Annotated in this window: 22 protein-coding genes; 7 read left to right on the forward strand and 15 right to left on the reverse strand. The window is 39.6% G+C overall.

The genetic code is table 11. The features are described 5' to 3' along the window. Positions 1 to 180: 180 nt before the first annotated feature. Together BIV59_RS01120 and BIV59_RS01125 are read right to left on the reverse strand one after the other, a co-directional pair. Positions 181 to 507, reverse strand: a complete 327-nt coding sequence (locus tag BIV59_RS01120) for a nucleotide pyrophosphohydrolase (RefSeq protein WP_071349593.1) — start codon at positions 505 to 507, stop codon at positions 181 to 183. 26 nt (positions 508 to 533) lie between these two features. Continuing rightward, complete coding sequence (locus tag BIV59_RS01125; RefSeq protein WP_071349594.1) at positions 534 to 2,465, reverse strand: DUF2075 domain-containing protein; 1,932 nt, start codon at positions 2,463 to 2,465, stop codon at positions 534 to 536. A 634-nt stretch (positions 2,466 to 3,099) separates the two neighbouring features. Between BIV59_RS01125 and BIV59_RS01130 the strand changes: the two genes are divergently transcribed. Next, on the forward strand, positions 3,100 to 4,488 hold the full coding sequence (locus tag BIV59_RS01130) for an amino acid permease (RefSeq protein ID WP_071349595.1): 1,389 nt from the start codon (positions 3,100 to 3,102) through the stop codon (positions 4,486 to 4,488). 340 nt (positions 4,489 to 4,828) lie between these two features. Here BIV59_RS01130 and BIV59_RS01135 read toward each other — a convergent pair whose 3' ends face one another. The 7 genes from BIV59_RS01135 to BIV59_RS01165 all read right to left on the reverse strand — a co-directional run bounded on the left by BIV59_RS01135 (position 4,829) and on the right by BIV59_RS01165 (position 12,724). Continuing rightward, positions 4,829 to 5,629 carry an SDR family NAD(P)-dependent oxidoreductase gene (locus BIV59_RS01135; RefSeq protein ID WP_071349596.1) on the reverse strand — a complete coding sequence of 267 codons (801 nt, stop codon included), beginning with the start codon at positions 5,627 to 5,629 and terminating at the stop codon, positions 4,829 to 4,831. A 266-nt stretch (positions 5,630 to 5,895) separates the two neighbouring features. Next, a complete protein-coding gene (locus BIV59_RS01140; RefSeq protein ID WP_071349597.1) occupies positions 5,896 to 7,017 on the reverse strand; it encodes an NADH-dependent flavin oxidoreductase in 1,122 nt (373 codons plus the stop codon). A gap of 157 nt (positions 7,018 to 7,174) precedes the next feature. Further along, entirely contained in the window at positions 7,175 to 8,200 is a 1,026-nt protein-coding gene (locus BIV59_RS01145; protein ID WP_071349598.1) for an LLM class flavin-dependent oxidoreductase, read from the reverse strand. Positions 8,201 to 8,315: 115 nt separating this feature from the next. Beyond that, complete coding sequence (locus tag BIV59_RS01150) at positions 8,316 to 9,317, reverse strand: LLM class flavin-dependent oxidoreductase (RefSeq protein ID WP_071349599.1); 1,002 nt, start codon at positions 9,315 to 9,317, stop codon at positions 8,316 to 8,318. A gap of 25 nt (positions 9,318 to 9,342) precedes the next feature. Further along, the gene (locus BIV59_RS01155) at positions 9,343 to 10,308 is read right to left on the reverse strand and encodes a TIGR03571 family LLM class oxidoreductase (protein WP_083391982.1); all 966 of its coding nucleotides are present in this window, start codon (positions 10,306 to 10,308) and stop codon (positions 9,343 to 9,345) included. A gap of 20 nt (positions 10,309 to 10,328) precedes the next feature. Then, positions 10,329 to 10,652, reverse strand: coding sequence for an ArsR/SmtB family transcription factor (locus BIV59_RS01160; protein WP_071349628.1), 324 nt, complete (start codon positions 10,650 to 10,652; stop codon positions 10,329 to 10,331). An 830-nt stretch (positions 10,653 to 11,482) separates the two neighbouring features. Beyond that, positions 11,483 to 12,724, reverse strand: coding sequence for a benzoate/H(+) symporter BenE family transporter (locus BIV59_RS01165; RefSeq protein ID WP_170846062.1), 1,242 nt, complete (start codon positions 12,722 to 12,724; stop codon positions 11,483 to 11,485). 122 nt (positions 12,725 to 12,846) lie between these two features. Here BIV59_RS01165 and BIV59_RS01170 point away from each other — a divergent pair, with 122 nt between their 5' ends. After that, positions 12,847 to 13,716 carry a LysR family transcriptional regulator gene (locus tag BIV59_RS01170; protein WP_071349601.1) on the forward strand — a complete coding sequence of 290 codons (870 nt, stop codon included), beginning with the start codon at positions 12,847 to 12,849 and terminating at the stop codon, positions 13,714 to 13,716. A gap of 388 nt (positions 13,717 to 14,104) precedes the next feature. On the opposite strand, the gene BIV59_RS01175 is transcribed toward BIV59_RS01170, so the two are convergent. Beyond that, positions 14,105 to 15,478 (reverse strand): aminotransferase-like domain-containing protein, encoded by a 1,374-nt coding sequence (locus BIV59_RS01175; protein WP_071349602.1) that lies wholly within the window; start codon positions 15,476 to 15,478, stop codon positions 14,105 to 14,107. A 146-nt stretch (positions 15,479 to 15,624) separates the two neighbouring features. Here BIV59_RS01175 and BIV59_RS01180 point away from each other — a divergent pair, with 146 nt between their 5' ends. After that, positions 15,625 to 16,509 (forward strand): DMT family transporter, encoded by an 885-nt coding sequence (locus tag BIV59_RS01180; protein ID WP_071349603.1) that lies wholly within the window; start codon positions 15,625 to 15,627, stop codon positions 16,507 to 16,509. A gap of 194 nt (positions 16,510 to 16,703) precedes the next feature. On the opposite strand, the gene BIV59_RS01185 is transcribed toward BIV59_RS01180, so the two are convergent. Genes BIV59_RS01185 through BIV59_RS01195 form a run of 3 tightly spaced genes read right to left on the reverse strand, consistent with a single transcriptional unit; the run spans position 16,704 to position 18,035 of the window. After that, positions 16,704 to 17,225 (reverse strand): permease, encoded by a 522-nt coding sequence (locus BIV59_RS01185; protein WP_071349604.1) that lies wholly within the window; start codon positions 17,223 to 17,225, stop codon positions 16,704 to 16,706. Continuing rightward, positions 17,222 to 17,704 (reverse strand): hypothetical protein, encoded by a 483-nt coding sequence (locus BIV59_RS01190; protein WP_071349605.1) that lies wholly within the window; start codon positions 17,702 to 17,704, stop codon positions 17,222 to 17,224. The genes BIV59_RS01185 and BIV59_RS01190 overlap by 4 nt, the downstream gene beginning before the upstream one ends. Continuing rightward, positions 17,697 to 18,035, reverse strand: coding sequence for a PadR family transcriptional regulator (locus BIV59_RS01195; protein ID WP_071349606.1), 339 nt, complete (start codon positions 18,033 to 18,035; stop codon positions 17,697 to 17,699). The genes BIV59_RS01190 and BIV59_RS01195 overlap by 8 nt, the downstream gene beginning before the upstream one ends. A 442-nt stretch (positions 18,036 to 18,477) precedes the next feature. On the opposite strand from BIV59_RS01195, the gene BIV59_RS01200 reads away from it, so the two are divergent. Genes BIV59_RS01200 through BIV59_RS01210 form a run of 3 tightly spaced genes read left to right on the forward strand, consistent with a single transcriptional unit; the run spans position 18,478 to position 20,426 of the window. Further along, complete coding sequence (locus tag BIV59_RS01200; protein WP_071349607.1) at positions 18,478 to 19,053, forward strand: bifunctional transcriptional activator/DNA repair enzyme AdaA; 576 nt, start codon at positions 18,478 to 18,480, stop codon at positions 19,051 to 19,053. Continuing rightward, a complete protein-coding gene (locus BIV59_RS01205) occupies positions 19,034 to 19,951 on the forward strand; it encodes a DNA-3-methyladenine glycosylase family protein (protein WP_071349608.1) in 918 nt (305 codons plus the stop codon). The genes BIV59_RS01200 and BIV59_RS01205 overlap by 20 nt, the downstream gene beginning before the upstream one ends. After that, positions 19,935 to 20,426 carry a methylated-DNA--[protein]-cysteine S-methyltransferase gene (locus BIV59_RS01210; protein ID WP_071349609.1) on the forward strand — a complete coding sequence of 164 codons (492 nt, stop codon included), beginning with the start codon at positions 19,935 to 19,937 and terminating at the stop codon, positions 20,424 to 20,426. The genes BIV59_RS01205 and BIV59_RS01210 overlap by 17 nt, the downstream gene beginning before the upstream one ends. A gap of 107 nt (positions 20,427 to 20,533) precedes the next feature. Here the strand turns inward: BIV59_RS01210 and BIV59_RS01215 are convergent, their stop codons facing one another. Further along, complete coding sequence (locus tag BIV59_RS01215; protein WP_346417291.1) at positions 20,534 to 21,412, reverse strand: RNA polymerase sigma-70 factor; 879 nt, start codon at positions 21,410 to 21,412, stop codon at positions 20,534 to 20,536. Beyond that, complete coding sequence (locus BIV59_RS01220) at positions 21,375 to 22,667, reverse strand: phytoene desaturase family protein (protein WP_071349610.1); 1,293 nt, start codon at positions 22,665 to 22,667, stop codon at positions 21,375 to 21,377. The genes BIV59_RS01215 and BIV59_RS01220 overlap by 38 nt, the downstream gene beginning before the upstream one ends. A gap of 238 nt (positions 22,668 to 22,905) precedes the next feature. Between BIV59_RS01220 and BIV59_RS01225 the strand changes: the two genes are divergently transcribed. After that, on the forward strand, positions 22,906 to 23,337 hold the full coding sequence (locus BIV59_RS01225; protein WP_240501830.1) for a DUF3995 domain-containing protein: 432 nt from the start codon (positions 22,906 to 22,908) through the stop codon (positions 23,335 to 23,337). Positions 23,338 to 23,373: the final 36 nt, after the last annotated feature.

The raw sequence follows: 23,373 nt of genomic DNA on the forward strand, positions 1-23,373 counted from the left end.
GACAGTTTTTAAAAATCTCAGTTTGAATAGGTGCTGTGAACCGTATTATAAAATAACGGTAAACCTTAGTAGAATAATGGAAGCGCGAGAACGGGTCTCGTGCTTCCTCATATTATAAACAGCAGAAGTTCTATTCATGAATTTCTCTAAAAGATTCTATTAGAGAAATAAAAATAATATCTATTCCTGATTTCTGCCATTTGTATTAGAGATTGGATACTTCAACGCATTCTTTTTAATCTTATCTTTAATGATAGTCTCAACATCCAGATCTAATTCGCTGCAAAGCATTAGTCCATAGATAAATACATCAGCGATTTCTTCTTTGATGTTTTCAATGTTTTGATCCAGAGCTTCTTCGCTGCTCCTCCATTGAAAATCTTCCAAAAGTTCAGCAGCCTCAATTGAGAGGGATATAGCAAGGTCTTTTGGGTTATGATATGGTTTCCATCCTCTTGCATCTCGAAATTCATTGATCGAGTCTATTAGTTGCTTTATTTCATTCATATTGTTCATCCTTTTCGAAGTTTTCATTAATACTTACTCTGATTCTCCGCGACCACCATTGCCTGCCTAGGTGACAAATCTTCATATACAAAAGATTTGTTTAACCGTTCTCTGAAATACTCGTTTAATTCTGGATATGTACAAAAGATAAAGCATCCCTTCTGTCCTCTTGTCATAAGCGTCCGGTAGGTATTCCGTATAATTTGGTCCGCCAGAGATTGAGCTTTTTCAGGGTTTTCTTTTGCCATAGTTTTAATTCCCTTAAGAGATTGATCCGTTTTAGCTCGTTTTGTATAGTCTGTAATGACCCCGCCATCCTGATAGGCAAGGTCAGGTCCGATGATGACGCCTACGTAGTCAAATTCAAGTCCTTGAGATGTATGGATGCAGCCTGCTTCAGAAACAGAATCCTGTTCGATTGCCCAGATGCTGTCAGAGAGATTCCAGCTGATTTTAAAATTATGCTCCGGGATTGCGATGTCTTTATGGAGGGTATTAGTCCTGCCGTTTTTCGGCCATTCCCAGCAGTAACCTGCAAGAATACGTGATTTGTTGTTTTTCTTATTCAGCTCCTCAATTTCCTTTAGCATTTCATTTGGGTCATCGTATACCCTGAAATCATAATCCATGCCAAGGTCGTTTGCATTCGCAGTTTCCCTGATTTGAAGCACGTCATCCAACCAGGCAATATACGCATCAGATCCATCACAGCGAAATTGTGAAACGAGTTTGCCTTCAATCAGTTCAGCATCTAACTCTTTTGCATATCTTTTTATTACATCAATGCTCCCAATGTCTTTTAATGTGACTTTTTGATTTTCATCAATAAAGAAAATAGTAAATTTAGATGAATGTATCACTTCTTTTATTTGGTTTTCGCCTAAATTGCTGAATAGTCCTGATTTTTCATTCAAACGATGTGCCTCATCGATTATGAGCAAATCAAATTCATTTTTTTCGGATTCATAAAAGCTGCCTGATCCTTTAAACAGGTTATCTATCTGTGTTTTCTTGATTGTCCCTTTCAGTTTAGAAGCATAAACATTACGCGGAGCTGAGTTCTTGGATACATACAGTGCCATTAAACCCTGATTGATAAGATTAACAAGAAGATTCACAGCCATCACCGATTTTCCGGTTCCCGGCCCACCCTCGATTACCATAACTCTCTTCTGGTTATGTTTAATACTCTCCAACGCTAAATGATAGGCATCTTCATAAAAAACTTTTTGTTCATCAATCAGCACAAACTCCTGATTGCCTTTCAGCAAGCTTACAAGTGAGTCTTGTAATGACTTGGACGGGCGGATCTTGCCGTGCTCGATTTGATAAATCAATTGGTTGCGGTCACCGTAGCGAACGTATTTTTTTATAAAATCTCTAAGTCTTTGTATTTCTCCTTTTGCAAAAACAGGTGCTTTGGCTAGATGTTCTGCATAGTGAGAATCCGTCAAAGGATCATCTTCTGACTTTCGATAATTATGTAAATAGGCACATGGTTTTAAGACAATTTGCTGATCCTGAACGTTTTGATTAAAGTCTTGAATCAAAGCTGCATATGACCATGCTTGATATGAAGGATGCGTTACAATCCGCTTACTTCCCCCAAGATAGGTAGATACAAGAGCATCTTTGGATGTTACCTTCTCAACCTCCGACCATTGCTTTAATTCAACAATTACAACATGATCCTGAACGCCATCGTGCCCCGCCACTAAGAAATCTACTCGTTTAGAAGTATTCGGAATCTTAAATTCTATTGCCACCGATGTATCATCAGGTATCTCCTTATCCTGCATAACATTTGACATGCGTTGGAGTGAATTCTCCCAAGAGTTGATTTCACTTTTAGTAGTCCTGCCTATTTTTCGCTGGTATGACTCATAAAGACGTTCTACGAGGAGTTCATTCGTAACATCAGAAATAAATTCGGTTTTTGTTGCTTCGTAAATAATCAAGTTGGTGTCACCTCATTAGGAGTCTGGTAGATATATTTTATCATTTATTATTTGAGGCAGCAGAGATAATTCAAAAATATTCCAATTGATTGAACTTTACTGAAAGATGACAGAAGAGAATTATTTTAGTATAAATGCAATTTTTGATGATAAAGTACTTGTTTCTCTCATAAAGTGTATTTCGATTGAATCAGAGGTAAGAAGATTTAGTAAATGTCTTGTTTGATTTTTTGAATACATCCCATTTGTATATGGACCAGCCTTAAGAAGGGTAGCGATAATAGCTGATATCAAGCTTTCAATCGAAGTAATAGGGAGAAGAGCCATTCATAATTTAAAGACTCCAGTTTTATAGTTTATGTTTACGGTTCACTGGCGAGGGGTTTTTAAGCGAGACGGAGGAAGGATTAAAATAATTTGGAAGGGAGGAAGCAGTTAATATATAAAAGAGCTGATGGTAAAGTTATTGTGAAATCTAACATATATTTATATTTTAATCCTCTTATGGAAAAATGCTGGGTAAATAGATGTATTTCTGAAATACACAATTGTATCTTTTGAGTGGTAGTATTATAATTGTATAATAATTCAGATAAGTAAAAAAGAAGCGATTTGCTGGAATGGGGGAGTCAAAGTGGCAGCGGAAGAATTAAAGAGAGGCTTAAAGTCCCGTCATATTCAGATGATTGCGTTAGGCGGTACAATTGGTGTCGGATTATTTATGGGCTCAGCAAAAACGATTCAATGGACAGGTCCTTCTGTGCTGCTTGCCTATATGATTGCCGGAATTTTTATCTTTTTTATTATGCGGGCAATGGGTGAAATGTTATATGTGGAGCCAAGTACGGGCTCTTTTGCAACATTCGGCTATAAGTATATTCATCCAATGGCAGGGTATTTAACGGCATGGAGCAACTGGTTTCAATGGGTGATTGTCGGGATGTCAGAGATTATTGCCGTTGGGGCTTACATGAAGTATTGGTTCCCGGATCTTCCTGCTTGGATTCCAGGTTTAGTAGCCTTTGTCATTCTTGGGGCAGCAAACTTAATTTCTGTTAAATCATTTGGCGAGTTTGAGTTTTGGTTTTCATTGATTAAAGTTGCCACTATTTTAATCATGATCGTTGGCGGATTTGGTCTTATTTTCTTCGGATTTGGCAATGGAGGAACCGCAACCGGATTCGCAAACCTCTGGGAACATGGCGGCTTCTTTACAGGAGGCTGGACAGGATTCTTTTTTGCTCTGTCACTTGTTATTGGGGCCTATCAAGGTGTCGAATTAATCGGGATTACAGCCGGAGAAGCAGAAGATCCGCAAAAAACCTTAACAAAAGCAACCCAGAGTATTATCTGGCGGATTTTAATTTTTTACATAGGGGCAATATTTGTGATTGTGACTGTGTTTCCATGGGACCAGCTGCATTCAGTCGGCAGCCCGTTTGTTGCAACCTTTGCAAAAGTTGGCATTACAGCGGCCGCCGGAATTATTAACTTTGTTGTCATCACTGCGGCAATGTCCGGGTGTAACAGCGGGATTTACAGTGCAGGACGGATGCTGTACACCTTGGGCGTTAATGGACAAGCACCCAAAATCTTCACGAAATTGACTTCAGGTGGGGTCCCGCTTTTAAGCACGATTGGTGTATTGGCTGGTTTGGCAGTGGGCATTATTTTAAGTTATATTGCACCAAAAAATTTATTCGTCTATGTATATAGTGCCAGTGTACTTCCGGGGATGATTCCTTGGTTTGTCATTTTGATCAGCCAAATTCAATTCAGGAAAGCGAAGGGTGACAAAATGGACAATCATCCATTCAAAATGCCTTTTGCCCCTGTATCAAACTACCTGACAATTGTTTTTCTGATTCTGATACTAATAGGGATGGGCTTTAATAAAGATACACGCGTATCGCTTGTTGTAGGAATTGTTTTTCTCGCGCTTGTTTCCATCAGCTATTACGCGTTTGGCATCGGTAATCGCGCAGCAAACGCTCAAACCAAACGTTTTTCTAAGACTTCTTGAAATATCTAAGACAGGGGCAGTTGCGATAATGTCTCTGTTTTTAACATGAAATCAAAGGAATGTCAGCTAGTTAAAAAACTCATTCAGACACATTATGGGGAACTGTATCAAAAAAAAGTAAACTCCAAACATGTTTACCTTATCCAGGACTATTCAAAGAAACATCACATGCAGTTTTGGTGTTACAGAATATAAAAAGGGTGACAGGAAGCATTCCTTTACTATCTCGGGCGGATAAAGCTTTATGCATAGCTAAAGAAAACGAGGTAAGTGCAATCTAAAAAAAAGCGGCTATCTAAAAAAGATAGCCTTTTTTGTTGAAGTTTTTTCTTAAGGGAATTTATATACTCGCAACCGAACCGCCATCTACCCGAAGGTTTACACCATTAATAAAGGAGGCCTGTTTGGAAGCAAGATAAACAACAGCAGACGCTGCTTCATCAACTGTTCCAGGCCGTTTTACTTCGACATGTGGACGGTTTTCCTTTAAAAATTGTTGAGTAGCTTCTTCATAGGTTATATTCAGCTGCTTCGCATTATCTTTTAATAGATTTTCCAGCATTGGTGTCATGATAAATGCTGGTGATACAGTATTCACCAAAATTCCCTGAGCGGCATACGCCTTTGATAAGCTCTTTGAAAAATTGATAATTGCTGCCTTTGAAGCATTATAATGAGGCATAAACGAATCAGGCTGAAGTCCTGACTCAGATGAAATATTAATGATGCGACCAAATCCGGCTTTTTTCATAAAAGGGATAACTGCTTTGGTTACGCGGACAGTCCCAAATACATTCACATCAAATATATGCTGCCAGGCCTCTATGTCCAATGTTTCAAAGTCGTCAAATCCACTGGCTATTCCTGCGTTATTTACGAGTATATCGATTGATTTGAAGCGGTCGAATGCAGAGGAGACCAGATGTTCCACATCAGATTGTTTCGTTAAGTCCGCCTGAACGGCAAGCACATTCCCTCCCAGCTTTTCAATTTCCGCTGCTGCTTCTTTTAATGTTTCTTCACCACGGCCACAAATTACAACATTGGTGCCTTCCTTGGCAAACGCGATGGCAATTGCTTTTCCAATACCTTTACTGCCGCCTGTCACGAGTGCTGTTTTATCTTTTAACCCCAGGTTCACTTTATATCCAATCCTTTCTATGTGCGTCTATTGCTGATTATATATTAACAATAACTTCTAGTCATAAACAAATGAATTATGGCTGATTTCTGCTCTGATACACAATAAAATAGGGAAACCACTAAGATGGTTTCCCTTTAAAATGTTCTGTCTTATTTAGTTTAAGCTATATTCTTATACTTGCTGAGCAAGGACAATTATCATCACGATTCCCATTTTTTGTAGAACAATTCATGGAAGCAGAGATGGAATGATAAATGAACTCCTTATACAATAGGAAGCCAGCCAGGGATGCTAGTATAGTACTCCCACATTTTGTCAGAAATAGCCAGTTCTTTTTGATCTTTTTTAGATAATGTTGTACGGATTTTGTCTTCTTCACCGGCTTGTACTTTTTGTACCCACTGAGGTTCCATTATCAATTCCCTGCCTAAAGCGATTAAAGGTACACCTGTTTCAAATGCTTTCATCACTTCATCGGCTGTCCGCAGCATCCCAACACCCATCACAGGTACACGATCGCCGACACGTTCGTGGATCATAACAACTCGGGATGTCTTATCGTTATCATCACGGATTGATCCGTTCCAAAAGCCGCCGACAGAAATATGGAGATAATCCAGGTCCTGGTCCGCTAACTTGTCCACTAATTGCAATGTATCTTCCATGGTAATGCCAGGATTCTCTCTTTCTTCAGGTGATAACCGATAGCCGATGATAAAAGGTTTGGTTGCATGGTCTGAAACTGCTTTTTTAACAACGTCAACTACAGCAAGCGGGAAGGCCATACGTTTTTCCAGCGTTCCACCCCATTTGTCAGTTCTGCGATTTGAGTGTGGGGAAAAGAATTGCTGAATCAAATACGTATTGGCACCATGGATTTCAACTCCATCATACCCAGCTTCTATTGCTCTTCTGGTTGCTTCACCAAATGCTTTAATAATGTCATCGATTTCGTCTGCTGTCATTTCCCGAGGTACCACGGCATCGTCCCGTTCCGCTGCTACCGCACTCGGAGCAATTGGTTGACCATCGAGCAATTCTTCAGGAGGGCACATTCTGCCACCGTGAAAAATTTGTAAAATCGCCTTTGAACCTTTTTCCTGTATAGCTGTCGCCACACGTCTTAAACTAGGGATCAGGGAATCGGAATCTGCACCAAATTCACCCGGGAATCCTTTTCCATCCCTGGTGACGTATGTGCAGGCGGTGATTACTGCTCCTACACCATCGGCACGTTCTTGATAATACGCAACTTCTTCGTCTGATACTTCACCATTTTCATGTGCCGCCGTATTTGTCATAGGAGCCATTGTAATACGGTTCTTTATTTCAACTCCAGAACGGAAGGTAAATGGTTTAAATGCAGCTTCATATTTTGGATTCATCTTTATTCTCCTTTTGTATACATCAAGTTTTAAGGGTTACTAATTTGCAAATGGATAACATAGACTACTTTCTTTGTACAGGCACTTTTTTTATAGTCTAAACAAAAAATTTTTAGATATACATTAAAAGCTTTCTATTAGGATTGCCAATTTTGACCTATTTTCGCTGAGTGATTTCTGCCAATATTTCATAGGAATGGAGGCGGGCCTTTTGATCATAAACCTGGGCGATTGCCATGATTTCATCAGCTTGACTTTCAACCAGAAACTTTTCCAGCTTTTCTTTTACGGTTTGAGGACTGCCGACAATAGAAGTTCCTAATTGATTCTTAAGGGCTGCTATTTCATAGTCGCTCGCTATATCATTAATATTATCCACTGGCGGCTGCAATGGGACTTCCTTCCCGCGCATCAAATTCAAGAACTGCTGCTGCAATGTTGTAGCGAGCAGCTCAGCTTCTTGATCTGTATCGGCCGCAATGATGTTTAGACCTACCATTGCATGCGGCTTGTCCAGTACTTTAGAAGGCTTAAACGAACGGCGGTACAGCTGGATAGCGGGCAGTGTGTTATGCGGCGAGAAATGGCTCGCAAATGCAAACGGGAGTCCAAGCTCTCCTGCCAGCTGGGCACTGTATCCGCTTGAACCTAACAGCCAAATAGGTATGTTTAATCCCTGACCCGGAATTGCTTTAACATGACTATTTCCTTGTGCCAGGGAAGGATCAAAGTAATTCCGGAGCTCAGCCAGCTGCTCAGGGAAATCTTCTCCTGAACTTCTCAAGTCACGTCTTAATGCACGTGCGGTAAGCTGGTCAGTGCCTGGTGCACGGCCCAAGCCAAGATCAATACGTCCTGGATATAATGATTCCAGAGTACCAAATTGCTCAGCAATAACAAGAGGTGCATGATTTGGCAGCATAATGCCGCCTGAACCTACCCGGATTTTTGATGTACCTGCTGCAACATGGGAAATGACTACCGATGTTGCAGAGCTGGCAATAAACGGCATATTATGATGCTCAGCGAGCCAATATCGGTTATATCCCAGCTTTTCAGCGAGCTGGGCGAGCTCCAAAGTATTGCGGAAAGAATCAGCTGGCGTACTTCCATCTGCAATTGGAGAGAGATCCAGGACAGAGAATGGAATATCCGTAATTTGTTTTGTATCATTTTCAGGCATATGTTCATCTTCTTTCTTTAATAATTTTCTTTGTCTTCTTTTAATGCTTCAATCTAAATCAGAATAATTTAACTGATTTAATATCTGCAGAAAATACATCCTTTATTAGACTAATTTACTGCACCTGAGACAAAATTTCATAAGAGCGCAGCCGTGCCTTATGATCGAAAATCTCTGTATGAGCCATAATTTCATCAGCGCCAGTCTTTTCTACTAACTCATGGAGCTGCTCTTTCACGCCTGCAGGGTCCCCGATGATGGAAGTGAAAAGCTGTTCTTCAACCGCCCTGCGTTCATTATCGCTCCAAAGCTCGTCCATATTATCAACAGGAGGCAAAATGGGCGAAGGCTTTCCGCGGGTTAACAAAAGAAATTTTTGATACATCGAAGTGGCAAGCCTTTGTGCCTCCTGTTTCTCATCAGCTGCCACTACTTGAACGGCTAACAGTACATAAGGCTCCTTCAAAAATTGAGACGGACGAAAAGAATCCCGGTACAGTTTTATGGCCTCCATCATGTTACCTGGAGCAAAATGTCCCGCGAAAGAGAATGGCAACCCAAGTATTCCAGCCAATTGTGCACTATAAAATCCTGAACCTAACAGCCAGATTGGCACATTTGTTTTTTCGCCGGGAATGGCGTGAAAACTAAATGAACCATTCTCAGTGGCTGTTCCTGTACCATAAAGATATGCGATAAGCTCCTCTAGCCGGGCATCAAATTCTGGTTCCCCAGCAACCCGCTGCCGCAATACATTTGCTGTAAATTGGTCGGTGCCAGGTGCCCGCCCCAATCCAAGGTCGATCCTGCCAGGGAAGAAGGTTTCTAATGTTCCAAATTGCTCTGCCACGGAGAGAGGAGAATAATGGGAAAGCAGCATTGCGCCTGATCCAATACGCATCTTTTCCGTGACAGAGGCTACTCGTCCAATTACGATCGGGGATGCTGAACTCGCCATTCCTATCCAGTTATGATGCTCAGCAAGCCAAAACCGTTTATATCCCCACTGTTCTGTTTTCTTTGCTAGATCAAGCGTGTTTTGAAGGGAAAATCCGGCTGATCCTCCCTCGACAATTGGGGAGGGATCCAGTACTGAAAGTTCTATTTTCTTTGTCATAATTCATCCTCCTTTTATACAGCTTTTAAAGCTGGCTTGTCCCTTTATGGGTCGGAAAGTGGGGTAAAACAAATTCTCCAAGCTCCTGGATTACTTCCTCTGGAGGGCGCTTGGAAAAATACAGAACAAACGCCAAATGGTTGACACCAATCTCTTGGAATTGATGAAGCAGATCAACTAAATGGTTTCTTCCTACGGAATAGCCTAAGGGTATGGGGACAGGCATTTCATCAGGATTTTCTGCTAAATCGATGAACAAGCTTTGAGAGAAGGGCTTAAAAACTCCTGGAGCATGAACTTCAGTTAAAGCACGATAATCCTGGATAAGCTGCGCCTGTTGAATAATGCTTCTTGGGTATTGAAGCCACCCATCCCCATTCCTGGCTATCCAATTGATAGACTGATTGCTAAATCCGGTTACCATGGTCGGAATCGAAGATACGGGCTTTGGGATTAACCTCATATCCGTACCATCGATCACCCCTCTGTTGCTGTGGATTGTCGGCTGATCCTCTTTTAACAGCCGGTCGAGAATTTGGAAATTTTCTTTAAATAACGGGCCGCTTTCTTGCTTAGATATCCCTAAAGCTGTAAAGTCTTTTTCCCTGTCCCCTGAAGCCACTCCCATAATCAATCGACCTGGAAACAATTGATCGATTGATGCAGCTTCCTTGGCTACCCTGAGAGGGTGGCGCAAAGGGAGAACGACACTTCCTGTCACTAACGCGATGTGCTTCGTATAGGCAGCTAGATACGTCAAATAAATCCATAAATCGTACTTTTGGCCGTTATCATCTATATTCAAATTCTGCATCGTAATATCACGGAGCCATAATGAAGCAAAGCCATATTCCTCAATTTTACGGGCAAGCTCCAGCTGATTTTCCATAATCGGATTTTTAGACATCCTTGCAGTCGGGAGGACAAATCCGAGTGTCATTTTGTCTTTTAGATACATGCTGTTATAGGCACGATGATTTTGAAAACTCACTCTTGGTCCTCCTTAAACGGTTATATTTTTAAGCCTATATACTTTTCAAACTGTTTAATGGTTTCCTCATTGCGTCGATAATAAGTCCATTGTCCGATTCGTTTCATTTCCACCAGACCGCTTTGCAATAGGATAGACAAATACTGGGAGGTAGTGGATTGTGATAGTCCTACTTTGTTTCGAATATCACTAACACAAACCCCGCCATCAAAGCCTTTTTCATTGATGACATGGGCCTGCGGGGAAAAATTATTATCAGGTTCTTTCAACATTTGCAGAATATTTACTCTTATTTGATTTGAGAGAGCCTTGAAAATTTCAACTGCCTGTTCGTCTTTTATCATATTTGATTCCCGATCCAATGCTGCCTGCCCCTTTCTGATTAAAATCTATTTTGGAATACGTATAAACTAACCAAACAATAGGATATTGATAATTTGCGATATATCTATATTACTTTTCTTTATACCCAAAATCAACTTTTATGCTTTAGGCAGGGCTGGGAAACGGGATGAGAATGCTGGTCCAGCAATTGGCCGAATTTCATCTGAAGGCACTCGCCCAATTAGCATATTATAGTTAATTCCGATTATCGAGCAGGCAGGTTGGGAAGTGATTTACATAGGTTGAAGGGGGATGGGGGGTAAATGAAATACTTGGTCAAGGACATGCTATCTATGATTTTGATGCTACCTGCAAATCACCCGATTCAAAGAAGATTCCTGTCAAATCCCTATAGAATTTAAATTCACATCAAGAACAAAAGGCTGTTTCATAATTGGAGAGAAAAACTTTTATTATATTCTTTTCAATGGTTCTCAGAAAGATTCATTATCGTTATTAAAAATGTTTCAGAAGTTAGTGAATAACTTAGCTATGATAGAGAATCTTTTGTTTACCCTTTGTATAGGCGGTGGTATAGGAAATTTTTCGATGTGGTTCAATGAGAACACAGACTGGTGAATTTAAGGGATATGGTGCCCTTTTTAAGAAATGTATTATTGCCAAAAGTAAGATACTCAGAATAGTTCATTTGAAAAAAATTTATACCATTGTTTCCGGTGTGATAGGGAGGATGTTATTCTGTACAAAAAATAAATGACACCTAGACATAGTGCAGTCTAGGTGTCATTTATTTTGTCATGGGATGTAACCGGGGTCTAAAGAAACTGTGTCAGGAAGCTTTAATAAAGTCAGTTTCATTTTCAGGGTCACTTGATGCAGATTTTAAATCTTGTTTATCCAAGAATACGGTGGCCAAGGTACCCCCAACCAGACCCCAGAATGGCGCTCCAATATGGAGAATAGAGATCCCTGAGATTGTGATTATAAAAGAAAAGAGGGCGCCTGATTTAAATCGGCCAGAGAAACTCATTTTCAAAGAGTCAACCAGTACACTAATCATGGCAATGCCGCCTAGTAATTGAATTAATGAGGCAGGAATGACATATGGGATTTGTGAAGCTATTGGAGAGAATAGAGCTAATAGACAGGATAATACTCCTAATACAATAGCAGCGACATATCGATGTTCAAGTTTGCCTGAATCTTTATTAACAAGTAAGCCCGTCATGGGACCTGCAATACAGGCTGGGTGGCCCCCAAAAAAAGCATTTATAATGGTACCGATTCCGCTCCAATTGGTCATGGCATTGATCGGCGGCTGATAGCCATGGGTCTCTAACATAGCAATCCCTTGGGCATTTTGAATGGCAATAACCGTTAAGAGCAATGGAATGACAAGTTCCCCTACAACGGAAAAACTAAATGATGGAATGATAAAATGGGGTATGCCCATTGCTATATGGAGAGGCTGTACCGATACGTTCGGCAAAAATTTAAGACAAAGAATTGCTGCAATGATCGCCCCTAATATAGGTGGAAACTTTTTTGAAAATCGTAAGAAAAAAGAAAGAGCCAGAAAGACTAGTAACGGGATTCCGTTAAGTAGCGGATTTTTTACAACCGAGCCGATCATGTTAGTTCCAAAAGGGAGCAAGACACCTGACACCATCCCCATCATAACTGGCATAGGCATAACCTTCATCAATTTTGTAACAAGGCCAGTTACTCCTAAAAGGAAAATGAGGATCCCGGTTATAATATAGGCACCAACCACTTGGCTGAAAGAGTAATGGGTTAAGCTTGAGCCGACAAGAATGGCTCCAGGTATTGAAAAGGCATAGCCTATGGGCTGCCCATAATATAAGGAGACGATGAGCGTTAGGAGTCCGCCCATTCCATAAATGGCGAAAATCCATGAGCTGGTTATGCTATCAGACAAATGACCTTTTGCAGCAGCTTGTAAAACAATTAATAGTGGTCCTGCTGAACCAAAAAGCCAGGCCACAAATCCATTCGATATATTTCCAACCGATAAAAGCCTTGGAAATTGTATGGTATTTTTTTTGAACAACAAAGTCACTCCCCTTCACTTTATGAATTACGCTACACCTTAGTGTATACTTAATTTATCAATACTTAAAATATCTGTTTTATCTTTTTACTATACCCTTTAGGTATGATGGAGGTTTCATCTTGGATATTCGACAGTTAAAATACTTTATCACTATAGCAGAAGAAGGTAAGATCACGACAGCTGCAAAGAAATTAAATATTGCCCAGCCCCCTTTGAGCAGACAACTCAAACAAATGGAAGAAGAGCTAGGCGTCATTTTATTTGATCGAGATAACAAAAGTCTTAATTTAACCTTGGAGGGGGAAAGATTACTTTTTCGAGCAAAAGAACTTTTAAATAAACTTGATGAAACAATGGTTGAAGTTCAAGAATTGAGGAAAGACGCCAGTGGGATTTTATCTGTTGGATCCAATCTTTATTGTGCCCCTTTAATTCTTTCTAAGGTGATAGATATTCGTGAGAAAAATCCTGGTCTCACTTTCAAAGTATGGGAAGGTGAAACGATTCATCTCATAAAAATGTTATCTAAACGTCAGATTGAGATTGCGGTAACAAATAGTCCAATAACAGAAAAAAGTATCTCTCAAATGACATTGGAAAGTGACCCATATGTGCTTGTTTTGCCTGAAAAATGGACGTGGAGCGGATCGGAGCAATGCAGCTTAGAGGAAATCATCGATTTGCCATTGATTCTTCTGCGGCCAAACTATGGTTTAGGTGCGTATGGACAAATTGTCAATGAATTTCAACGGTTAGATTTAGAACCAAATATACTGTGCGAATGTCAGGATTTAATTATGTTGCTTGGTCTCGTTTCATCGGGATTTGGTGCAACGATTTTACCGCTCTCGTTATTATCCCTCCATTCATTGGGAGGATTGAGGGTCATTCAGCTAAAGGATCAGACCTTAATATCTGAACCCAAAGTGATTTGGAGGAAGAATAGTTATTTATCGAAAGCGGCAAAAGAATTTTTAAAACTTTTTTAGACACCGACATTATTTAATCAAAAGTAAAGGCTGTTTTCGAAAGCTTTTCTGCTATGGAACAAGGGGTTGATTTCCGCTTAGGATGCCCGCTTTCCGCGGGGCGGGCGGTGAGCCTCCTCTGCTTTGCCTGCGGGGTCTCACCTTCCAGCTAACCCCGCAGGAGTCTCGCACCCTATGCTCCAATCACCCTCCTTTAATAATGAGGTCTCCTCACAGAACTCATTAAAAAACAACAATCTTTAAGAAAAGAGCCAAAGTAAAAGACTTCAACGTTGGAGACTGTCAAATAAAGTGAAACAGGTACTAGTTTTTACGCGATTTTCCAATGAATTAATAAAGCACCAGTCTGTATATGTCTGGTGCTGCTTATGATTAGAGGAAGATTTGTTTAAATGAGTGAGATCTTATTTAAATAGTAGTTCTTTTTATTGCCCAAATCGCTAATGGTTTGAGCGATCTTTTCTATCCCATCTTTTATTTGATAGTCATGCACTTGAGAAATACATAAACGAATGAGATTGTCTTTATTAAAATCGGATAAGAACATTCTGCCTGTATCATCTATTAATATTTGTTGTTCAGAAAGTAGAATAGCGAGTTTTTTTGCTGAAATGTGATCTGGTAAATAGATGGAAAGATAAAATCCTGAAACAGGCTTCGTGTATTGTGTGCCTTCCGGAAGGAATTGTTCGCAAGCACTTTTTAGCATTTGTATTTTATGAAAATATACATTCTTTATCTTTTTCAAGTGACTGTGATACATCCCGCTTTTCAAATAGATATCTAATGCCCCTTGAGAAAGGACAGGGCTGTTGAAATCTGAACTGAATTTATAACGCAAAAAGCTTTTTATCATTATTTTTGGCAATACAACATTGGCAATCCGCAGCCCGGGAAGAAATACTTTTGAAAAGCTTTGAATATAAATGACTCTTCCAGACGGATCAAAAGCGAAAAACGGGTCAGCTTTTTTATCAGGCTCTAATTCACCTAGAAAATCATCTTCCACAATATATACATCATACTTATTTGCCAATTCCACAATTTTCTTCTTCTCACTATTTGTATAAGAATGTCCAAGAGGGTTATGAAATCTTGGAATGACATAGAAAAACTTAATATCGTTGTTTTTGAACATATATTCAAGGCGTTCTAAATCGATTCCTTTCATGGATAATTCGATGCCAAAGGTTGTAACCTGGTTTAAATCAAGAGATTCAATCATCCCGAAATACGTTGGTTGTTCAATAAGGATATTTTTTTTGCCGTTTGGAAAGGGGATCGCCGTTAATAAGTGAATAGCCTGTTGAGAGCCTGAGACTATGACAACACGGTCTATTTCAGTAAAGACTTGTGAAATTTGAAGGTTTTTCACGATTTCTGTACGTAATGATAGAAGGCCTTGTTGATCGGAATATGTGAAAATTTCTTCCTGATATTTTTCAATCGCCTGATTTAAGCAATGCTGAAACTCAATGTATGGCAACAAATGCTTATCCGGTCCTGCTGACAAGAAATCTATTACATCAGGCTGATTATCAGGCAGTTTGAATTCATTGACAATATAATAGCCGCTTTGAGGTATTGCATAAATTAAGTGTTCTCTTTCTAACTCACTGTAAGCTTTAATGACCGTATTTTTACTGCAGTTAAATTTTTCAGATAGCTGTCGAACAGAGGGAAGTTTATGACCAGCAGCTAAATTTCCATTTGCAAGCTGCTGCTTAATTTCATCTGCAATTTTCTTGTACTTTGGATTCAATATTATTTCATCCTCCTTAAACTGTACCCTGACAGATGCAGAAAACAGCCATCATATCCATTATCTGTATCTAGTATTATGTGATTATAACAAAATTATCATTGGATTTTTCAGGAAGAAATACATGGAGTTAGGGAGGAAGCTGTGTGGAAAGAGAAAAATTGGGGTTATTGCTTGGGCTGGCGGGTGTTATTTGTTTTAGTCTGACTTTGCCGGCTACCAGGATTGCTGTTGAATATTTCGGAACAACGGTAGTTGGTTTAGGAAGAACGGTCATTGCAGGAATACTGGTTGGTGTAATACTGATTGTTCGAAAGGAAAAAGTACCTGACCGGAAGCAATTTAAAAGTATTGTAATTGTCGCTGCAGGGGCTGTCTTAGGTTTTCCTTTACTGACTTCATGGGTGATGAAGTCATTGCCCGTTTCACACGGAGCCGTTGAATTAGCATTACTGCCGTTAGCAACAGCTGGTATCGCGCTGTTTAGAGCGGGGGAAAAACCTTCTTTGAAATTTTGGCTGGCAAGTTTCATTGGTGCAGGAGCTGTCATTTTATATGCGTTTAATTTAGGTTTTGGAAAACTTCAATTGGAGGATTTAGGACTCTTAGCTGCAGTGGTTATTTTAGGTTTTAGTTATGCTGAGGGCGGAAAACTATCAAAAGAAATAGGAAGCTGGCAGGTAATCGCATGGGCTATTGTAATAGGAGCACCATTCTTTCTGATTCCAGTAGGGATGAGTATTTCTTTGGAAATGTTAAATGCTCCAATACAAGCTTGGGCCAGTTTACTTTACTTAGCGATTGTAAGCCAGTTTTTAGCATATGTTGCCTGGTATGGCGGGATGGCATTAGGCGGAATTGCACGAATTAGCCAACTGCAATATATGCAGCCGTTTCTGATGATTTTATTTGCAGTGCTCTTTTTAGGAGAATCTATTACAAGCGTAACAATAATAACGGCAATCATTGTCGTATTTTCCGTACTCATTGGCAAGAATGCCGGGGTATCTAAAAATAGCTTATCGGCATAAATATAACAAGGGAACCGCATGTTCAGCGTCTGTTGATGTCAAAGTAAGTATCAAATTCATCGGAAATCAGCCAGATATAGTTAGTTAAAAAAGTCATAGTTACCGGAAAGATTTATACAAAAAGAGAGAACATGCATGGGAATGTTCTCTCAATAATTACTTGGTTTATAGGTTTCCATAATTCGATACAACAACTAACTTGTTATATCATGTTTCAACAGCTTTTTTTGATCATAGTATTTTTCAAATAAAAGGCCTGTTACATAATAAAACATGAGGCCGAAACATATGTGGATCAGTGTGAATTCAGGGCCAAAAGAAGTGAATTCATATATTAAAACTGGCAATTTCACTGTTGACCAGGCGCCTAAGAAAAATACCAGATATCGGACACTAGCCCCTTTTTTCAATAACAGTACGGCAATCGGAAAGGCTATATATAGCGGGCCCGCAGCTACTGTTGCTAAAAATAAGGAGAAGAAGATGCCATATATGCCTGATTTTTCACCCATATATCGAATGAGTGTTTCTTTCTTTACCCATTGATCCAATAATCCCACTAGTATAAATATAGGAGGAAGCAAAAATAACATATCAATCATGCTGTTTCCGGTTAACTGAACTGCTTTTATAGCAATAGATTGGTTCAATATGGCAATTAGAAGCAGACCTGATAATAAAATGAAAAAGAAACGATATTTTTTTAGATTCTTCATGTCATCACCACCCATATTATACAGGCAAATAGAAGAGACATGATGATGGCGGAAATATTTCTGGCATAGGCAAAGCTGGATCCAAAAGTTTTTTGTTCCAAAGATAAAGATGCAAGTCCTACGGACATTAAAGTCGACATTAATACCGCCACCTGTGGAAGAGCAGCACCATTCTGGACTAATGTATGCCCGAGAGGAAAGACAATAAAGCTCGGAACTAAAGCAATTGAGCCGATGATTGTTGAATAAGCGATGCCAAGGAACCCAGAATTGGCGCCAATGATGGAAGAAATAATAGATGGTGTTAATAAAGACAAGGCAAGCCCGATGAAAAGCATAATAGCTAATAAATCAGGCAAGGCATTATTAAACATTTTCCATGCTTTTAAGAGGGCAAGCTTTGTTTTATGTTTATCTTTTTTGAAAGAAATAACCACATACGCAAGTGCTATTGTATATAAAACCATTCCGCTAATCATTATTTTGAGCTTTCCATTCTTTGTAGTTCTTTAGAAAAAAAGACAGGTTTTTCATTTTTTCTTCTATATCCATCTGAAAATCATCTAACTTGCTTTTTCCGGCTGCAGTGATTTTATACATTCTTACCGGCTTATCCCGATTAGTATCCAAGTAAGATTCCACAGCACCCTCTTCCTCCAATTTCTTAAGTGTGCGATACAAAATGGCACTATCAATAGGATTGATTGGCAGCTCTTCTTCACATTTCTGCAGAAGTTTTCCTCCATAGTTATCTCCCTTTAATAAAAACATCAATATGAATGCACCCGTATGTCTCCCTGTATGTTTCATAAAATATACACCCGCCTGTTTCATATAAATTTTACATTCATTTTTACTGTTAACGACAGTATACTGTTTCTAACAGTAAAGTGTCAATCATTCAACGTGAAATAAAATTCTTGCATATGCTGCAAGTCACTCCCTGCAAAAGAGGGGATTGCAGCAAGAAATATGATAACTCAGTCCAAAATTAAAGAATAAGATTATTATTTCTAAGCAACGCATTCGCAGAAAGAAGTGATACAATTGAAAGCAATTTTGAATGGCTGTATGGTAGCGGGCTCTTAATGACAGACCATAAGAGCAAGAATGAGGATGAAATATAAGCCGGATACTTGTTAAAATGGTTTCAATAGCGTACTTCAAAGCAATCTTGCTGCGGCAAGCGGAGGTTAACGGAATACATCCCCTGTATGCGCACTAGCATTCGTGCAGAAAGGATAGTGGGGCCATGGCTAATATCAATCTTTCTTTCGAAGAGATGTGGGAGAAAATCATCGCGTGTGACCGTATGTATGATGGTCTATTTTTTACGGCTGTAAAAACAACGAAAATATACTGCCGTCCTTCCTGCAGATCAAGAAAGCCGAAAAAAGTGAATGTAGAGTTTTACGATGATATCACTGAAGTTGAAAAAGCGGGTTTTCGTGCCTGCAAAAGATGTCAGCCTGAAGCTGAACAATCCCCCCACATGGAGGTTGTTAAGAATGTCATTACGTACCTGATCAACGGTTATAAGCAAAATTTGGTTTTAAAAGATATAGCAGATCAAGCCGGTTTAAGTCCCTTTTATTTGGACCGTTTATTTAAGCAAGAAACCTCTGAGACTCCGCGGACTTATTTAGATAAAATACGCATCGATAAAGCAGCCCATCTTCTTAAAAACACGTCCTTGATGAACCTGGATATTTGCTATGAGGCGGGATTTAGGAGCCCTTCCAATTTCTATAAAGTATTCCGCACCTTAAAACACTGTTCACCTAGTGAATACCGAAAGGAACATATGAATGAATTGGATGGATCATGAATCATATATAGAAATATATCCACCAGAAGAATTTAACTTTGAAGAGTGTTTGATTTTTTTAAAACGATCTGACCTTGAAGTCCTTCATCATATTAACGAGGGGGCTGTATATAAACTAATAAAAGTTAATGGATCCCAGATATTATGTAAGATTGAGTTCATTAATAATGTCATGAAAATTGAATTTCCGCTGGGTTCCCCGTCCGCTCAACTTCGCAAAAAAGCAGCAGAATTTATTTGGGAATGGTATGACTTGGAGCAGAACTTAGGGGCATTTTATCAAATGGCAGCACAGGACAAAGTTTTAAAGAATCTTGTTCGTAAATATTATGGGCTGCGTATGATGTGTATTCCGGATTTATTTGAGGCGTTAGTGTGGGCGATTATAGGACAGCAAATTAATTTAACATTTGCTTACACACTGAAGAAACGCCTCGTCGAACAATTTGGAGAAAGTCTTACATTCGAAGGTGAAACGTTTTGGCTATTTCCCTCATTTGAAAAAATAGCTTTAATAAACACAGATGACTTGAGGAAACTTCAATTTACTGGCAGGAAGGCAGAGTATATCATTGGCATTGCTGCGGCGATGACAAACGGCGAATTAACAAAGGAATTATTGCTTCAGGAAAAAAATCATCAGCAAATACGCGGGTCATTATTGAAAATAAGGGGTATCGGTCCATGGACAGCAGATTATGTGATGATGAAATGCCTGCATGATATCTCATCCTTACCAGTTGCCGATGTCGGCCTCCATCATGCATTGAAGAATGTATTAAATCTTGAGAAAAAACCTGCTATAAAAGAAATAGAAGCATATGCAGCGGATTGGGAAGGGTGGCAGGCATATGCTGTATTTTATCTTTGGAGGTCTTTATATGACAACAATATATAAATTAGATTATGAATCACCGATTGGCGTGTTAGAAATAATCGGTACGGATAAAACAATATGTTCTATTATGTTCTCTGAAGAGGAAAAACAGGTAAATCTGCTGCATGCTGAAACTCCCCTGATTTTAGCAGAATGCTATAACCAGCTCGACGAATATTTTAAAGGAAAGCGCCGTGAATTTACATTTTCTTATCAGTCTGAAGGGACTGGTTTTCAAAAAACTGTATGGGAGGCTTTAAAAGAAATTCCTTATGGGGAAACGGGGTCTTATAAGGATATTGCCGTGTCTATTGGGAATGAAAAAGCGATTAGAGCAGTAGGAAATGCGAATGGGAAAAACAAGTTAACCATTATCATTCCTTGTCACAGAGTAATCGGTTCAAATAGGAAATTAACCGGTTATGCAGGCGGCCTGTGGAGAAAGGAATGGCTGCTTCTGCATGAGAAATCTTTCAAGAGGGCAGAACTCAAATAAATCTGCTATGGGAGAACTCATAAAATAGGCATGGATAAATCACAATTCCCTAAAGGCTGCATCCAGCCTTTAGGGAATTGTGTTTAACACCCAGACCCTTTCCTTTTTTAAACAGCGGGTAACTTATCAGGATTCATCGTCATATAAATTTCGTTAATTTTAGCATTATAAATGTAAAAACTCATTATGCTATGAATTTTACCATTCATATAAATCACGATTGCTGGCTGATTATTGACATTTTTAATCATAATATTGTAGTCTTCCGGGACAATTTTTGTGATTCCGTATAATAAAGCCAAAACATTAGTGCGTGACACGATTGGCCGGACAGCAGCCTTGACGATTCCGCCGCCATCCGAGTATAGCGTGACATTTTCAGAGATAAGATGTATTAAGGCATCAGTGTTTTGTGTTTGAAAAGCTTGGATAAAGTGATTAACAATGGACTTATTGTCCTCATAGTTTAAACTTTCATCCTCTATTCGTGAGGTTTTTTGCTTAGCGCGGCTGAGAATTTTCCGGCAGTTTTCCTCTTTCTTTCCAATAATTGCAGAGATCTCCGAATAGGAGAAGTCAAACACCTCTCTTAAAAGGAGGACAGCTCGTTCATCTGGTGCTAAATGCTCCATCATTCGTAAAAAGGCAATGCTTAACCCTTCCTTTTGCAGCAGCATGTAGGAAGGATCGGTGTTCTCGAGGAGCAAAGGTACAGGATTCCATGGCCCTGTATATTGTTCCCGTCTGTGACGTGCTGACTTTAGTTCATCAAGACATCGGTTAGTCACTATTTTGCAGAGGTATGCTCTCTTATTATCTATCTTCTGTTCATTCATTTGATATGCTTTTAAAAAGGTTTCTTGCACAATGTCTTCTGCATCCGCAACCGAACCTAACATACGGTAGGCTATTGAAAACATTAAGGGTTTAAATTGCCGATAATCTTCATTACTGATTTGCACGGAATCCACTCTTTTCCTTTTCAATAATTTCCTCCGCAGCCAGTTTTCCGCTGCTGGCTGCCCCCTCTGACAAAATGGAATGTGGAGAAGTCCAGTCTCCGGCTATATATAATCCGGGAATTATACTGCTGGAATTTTGCAGCATTTGTTCATCACCCAGTTGAGGTAAGCGCTGGTTAACTGTAATTTGTGGCATGTAACGACTGGTGATTTCGTATTTTTTCCATCCTGGCTGCATCTTTTCTAAAAAAAGTTCAAGCTCATTCTTTACCTTTGTTCCATCTAAAGTATCATCAGGATGGTGATATCTAAATACATGCATAACTGAACTTCCCGGATCATCGGAGAGGCGGGCATAATTTGAATGAACGGAGAAATAAATCGGATCTGTCAGGCTCATGGCAAACAATTTTCTGGGTTCTGGAAGCTGTGTTAAAGCAACATCAAACGCCGCTCCCTGTACAGGAGTAATTTTGGCAAAAGAGGGGCGGGAGAAAGCAGATTTTTCACCTAACATGTGATGGAGTTCATGAGGGCCAGTTGTACATAATATATATTTCGCGGAAATTTCCTCATCCCCAGATAGAACTAATGAAAAATGGTCATGATCCATAGTATTAATGTACTTGACGCTCTTATGAGTTTGCACCTGCACACCGGAGATTACGGCTTTATTGTGGAGCTGATCTATGATTGTCTGCCAGCCGTTATCTACATAAAGTACACCGCTCATGACCGTTTTTAAATGTGATACGATAATTTTTGCGCTAGCTTCAGGAGCATGGCAATAGGTTGCAAGCCTGCCTAATGTATAGAGCAGTGATTGAATGTTAGCTGAATGTGAGGTTTGCTCAACCCACTGTTTGAATGTCAGCTGTGCCAGGTTTTCCGTATTAGTTGTCATCAATTTCTTCAAAGCCTTAGCCCATTCAATACGTTCTTTCCAGTTTAATAGACTTGTTTCAAGTATGCCTAAAGGAGTAAATGGTGCCTTATATTCCCGATTGTCTTTGACTATAATGCCTCCTAATTTAGGTGACCTTCCAGAGATCTGTATATTTAATTCTTCGAGTATCGACATGGCTTTTCCTTTTTTATATAGCGCATGTGGGCCTAAGTTGAAATATTGCTGACGTATTTGATCAGTTCTGGCCCTTCCGCCGGCTTTTTTGCCTTTTTCAATTAATAATATGGACAAATTGTTTCCCGCTAAATAATTAGCCGCCACCAAACCAGCCAGGCCGCCGCCAATAATAACAACATCCCATTTTTCAGCCATAAGATAACCTCCATTTGTTATTTCATAACGTATGACGATGAAGAGGAAATGTATGTGACAAAGCTTCATGAAATATTGAAGTAAATTAAATATGACAATGGAATTAAACAGCCAAGCCTAACTAAAAATCAATTGATATAGAGTGGCTGTATGGCCAGTAGCTGTGAATGATGTGAACAAGGAATAGCGCTAATCTCTATAGAATATACCTGTATTATCCTTCAAAGGAGGGCTGCTGTTGATTTTACTGATGATTGGAATATCGGCTGTGCTTTTGATTGGGATTGGATGCATACATGTCTACTGGGCGTTCGGCGGCACATGGGGCGGTAATAATGTTCTGCCTCAAGGTAAAACAAGGGGGAGGCAGCCAGTGTTTGCTCCCGGTAAAATGGCGACGCTTGTTGTCGCGTTTCTTGTATTTTCTTCAGCATTGCTTCTTATCCTGCAAGGGGGACTATTTCCTGTGGTTCAGCCGAACTTTGTGATTAAGTGGGGATGCTGGACATGTATCGCAGTTTTCTTCTTGAGGGTGGTTGGAGATTTCAAGTACTTCGGACTGTTTAAAAAGGAACGGGATTCGCGGTTCTCCTATTACGATACTTATTTATTTACACCACTTTGCATATGGTTTTGTTTCATTTTTTATGCAGCCATTCAAATGAAATAGGAAAGCACCCCCGATATTTTGAGGGTGCTTTCCTGT

The sequence above is a fragment of the Bacillus sp. MUM 13 genome (assembly GCF_001866725.1).
Taxonomy (GTDB): domain Bacteria; phylum Bacillota; class Bacilli; order Bacillales; family DSM-1321; genus Peribacillus.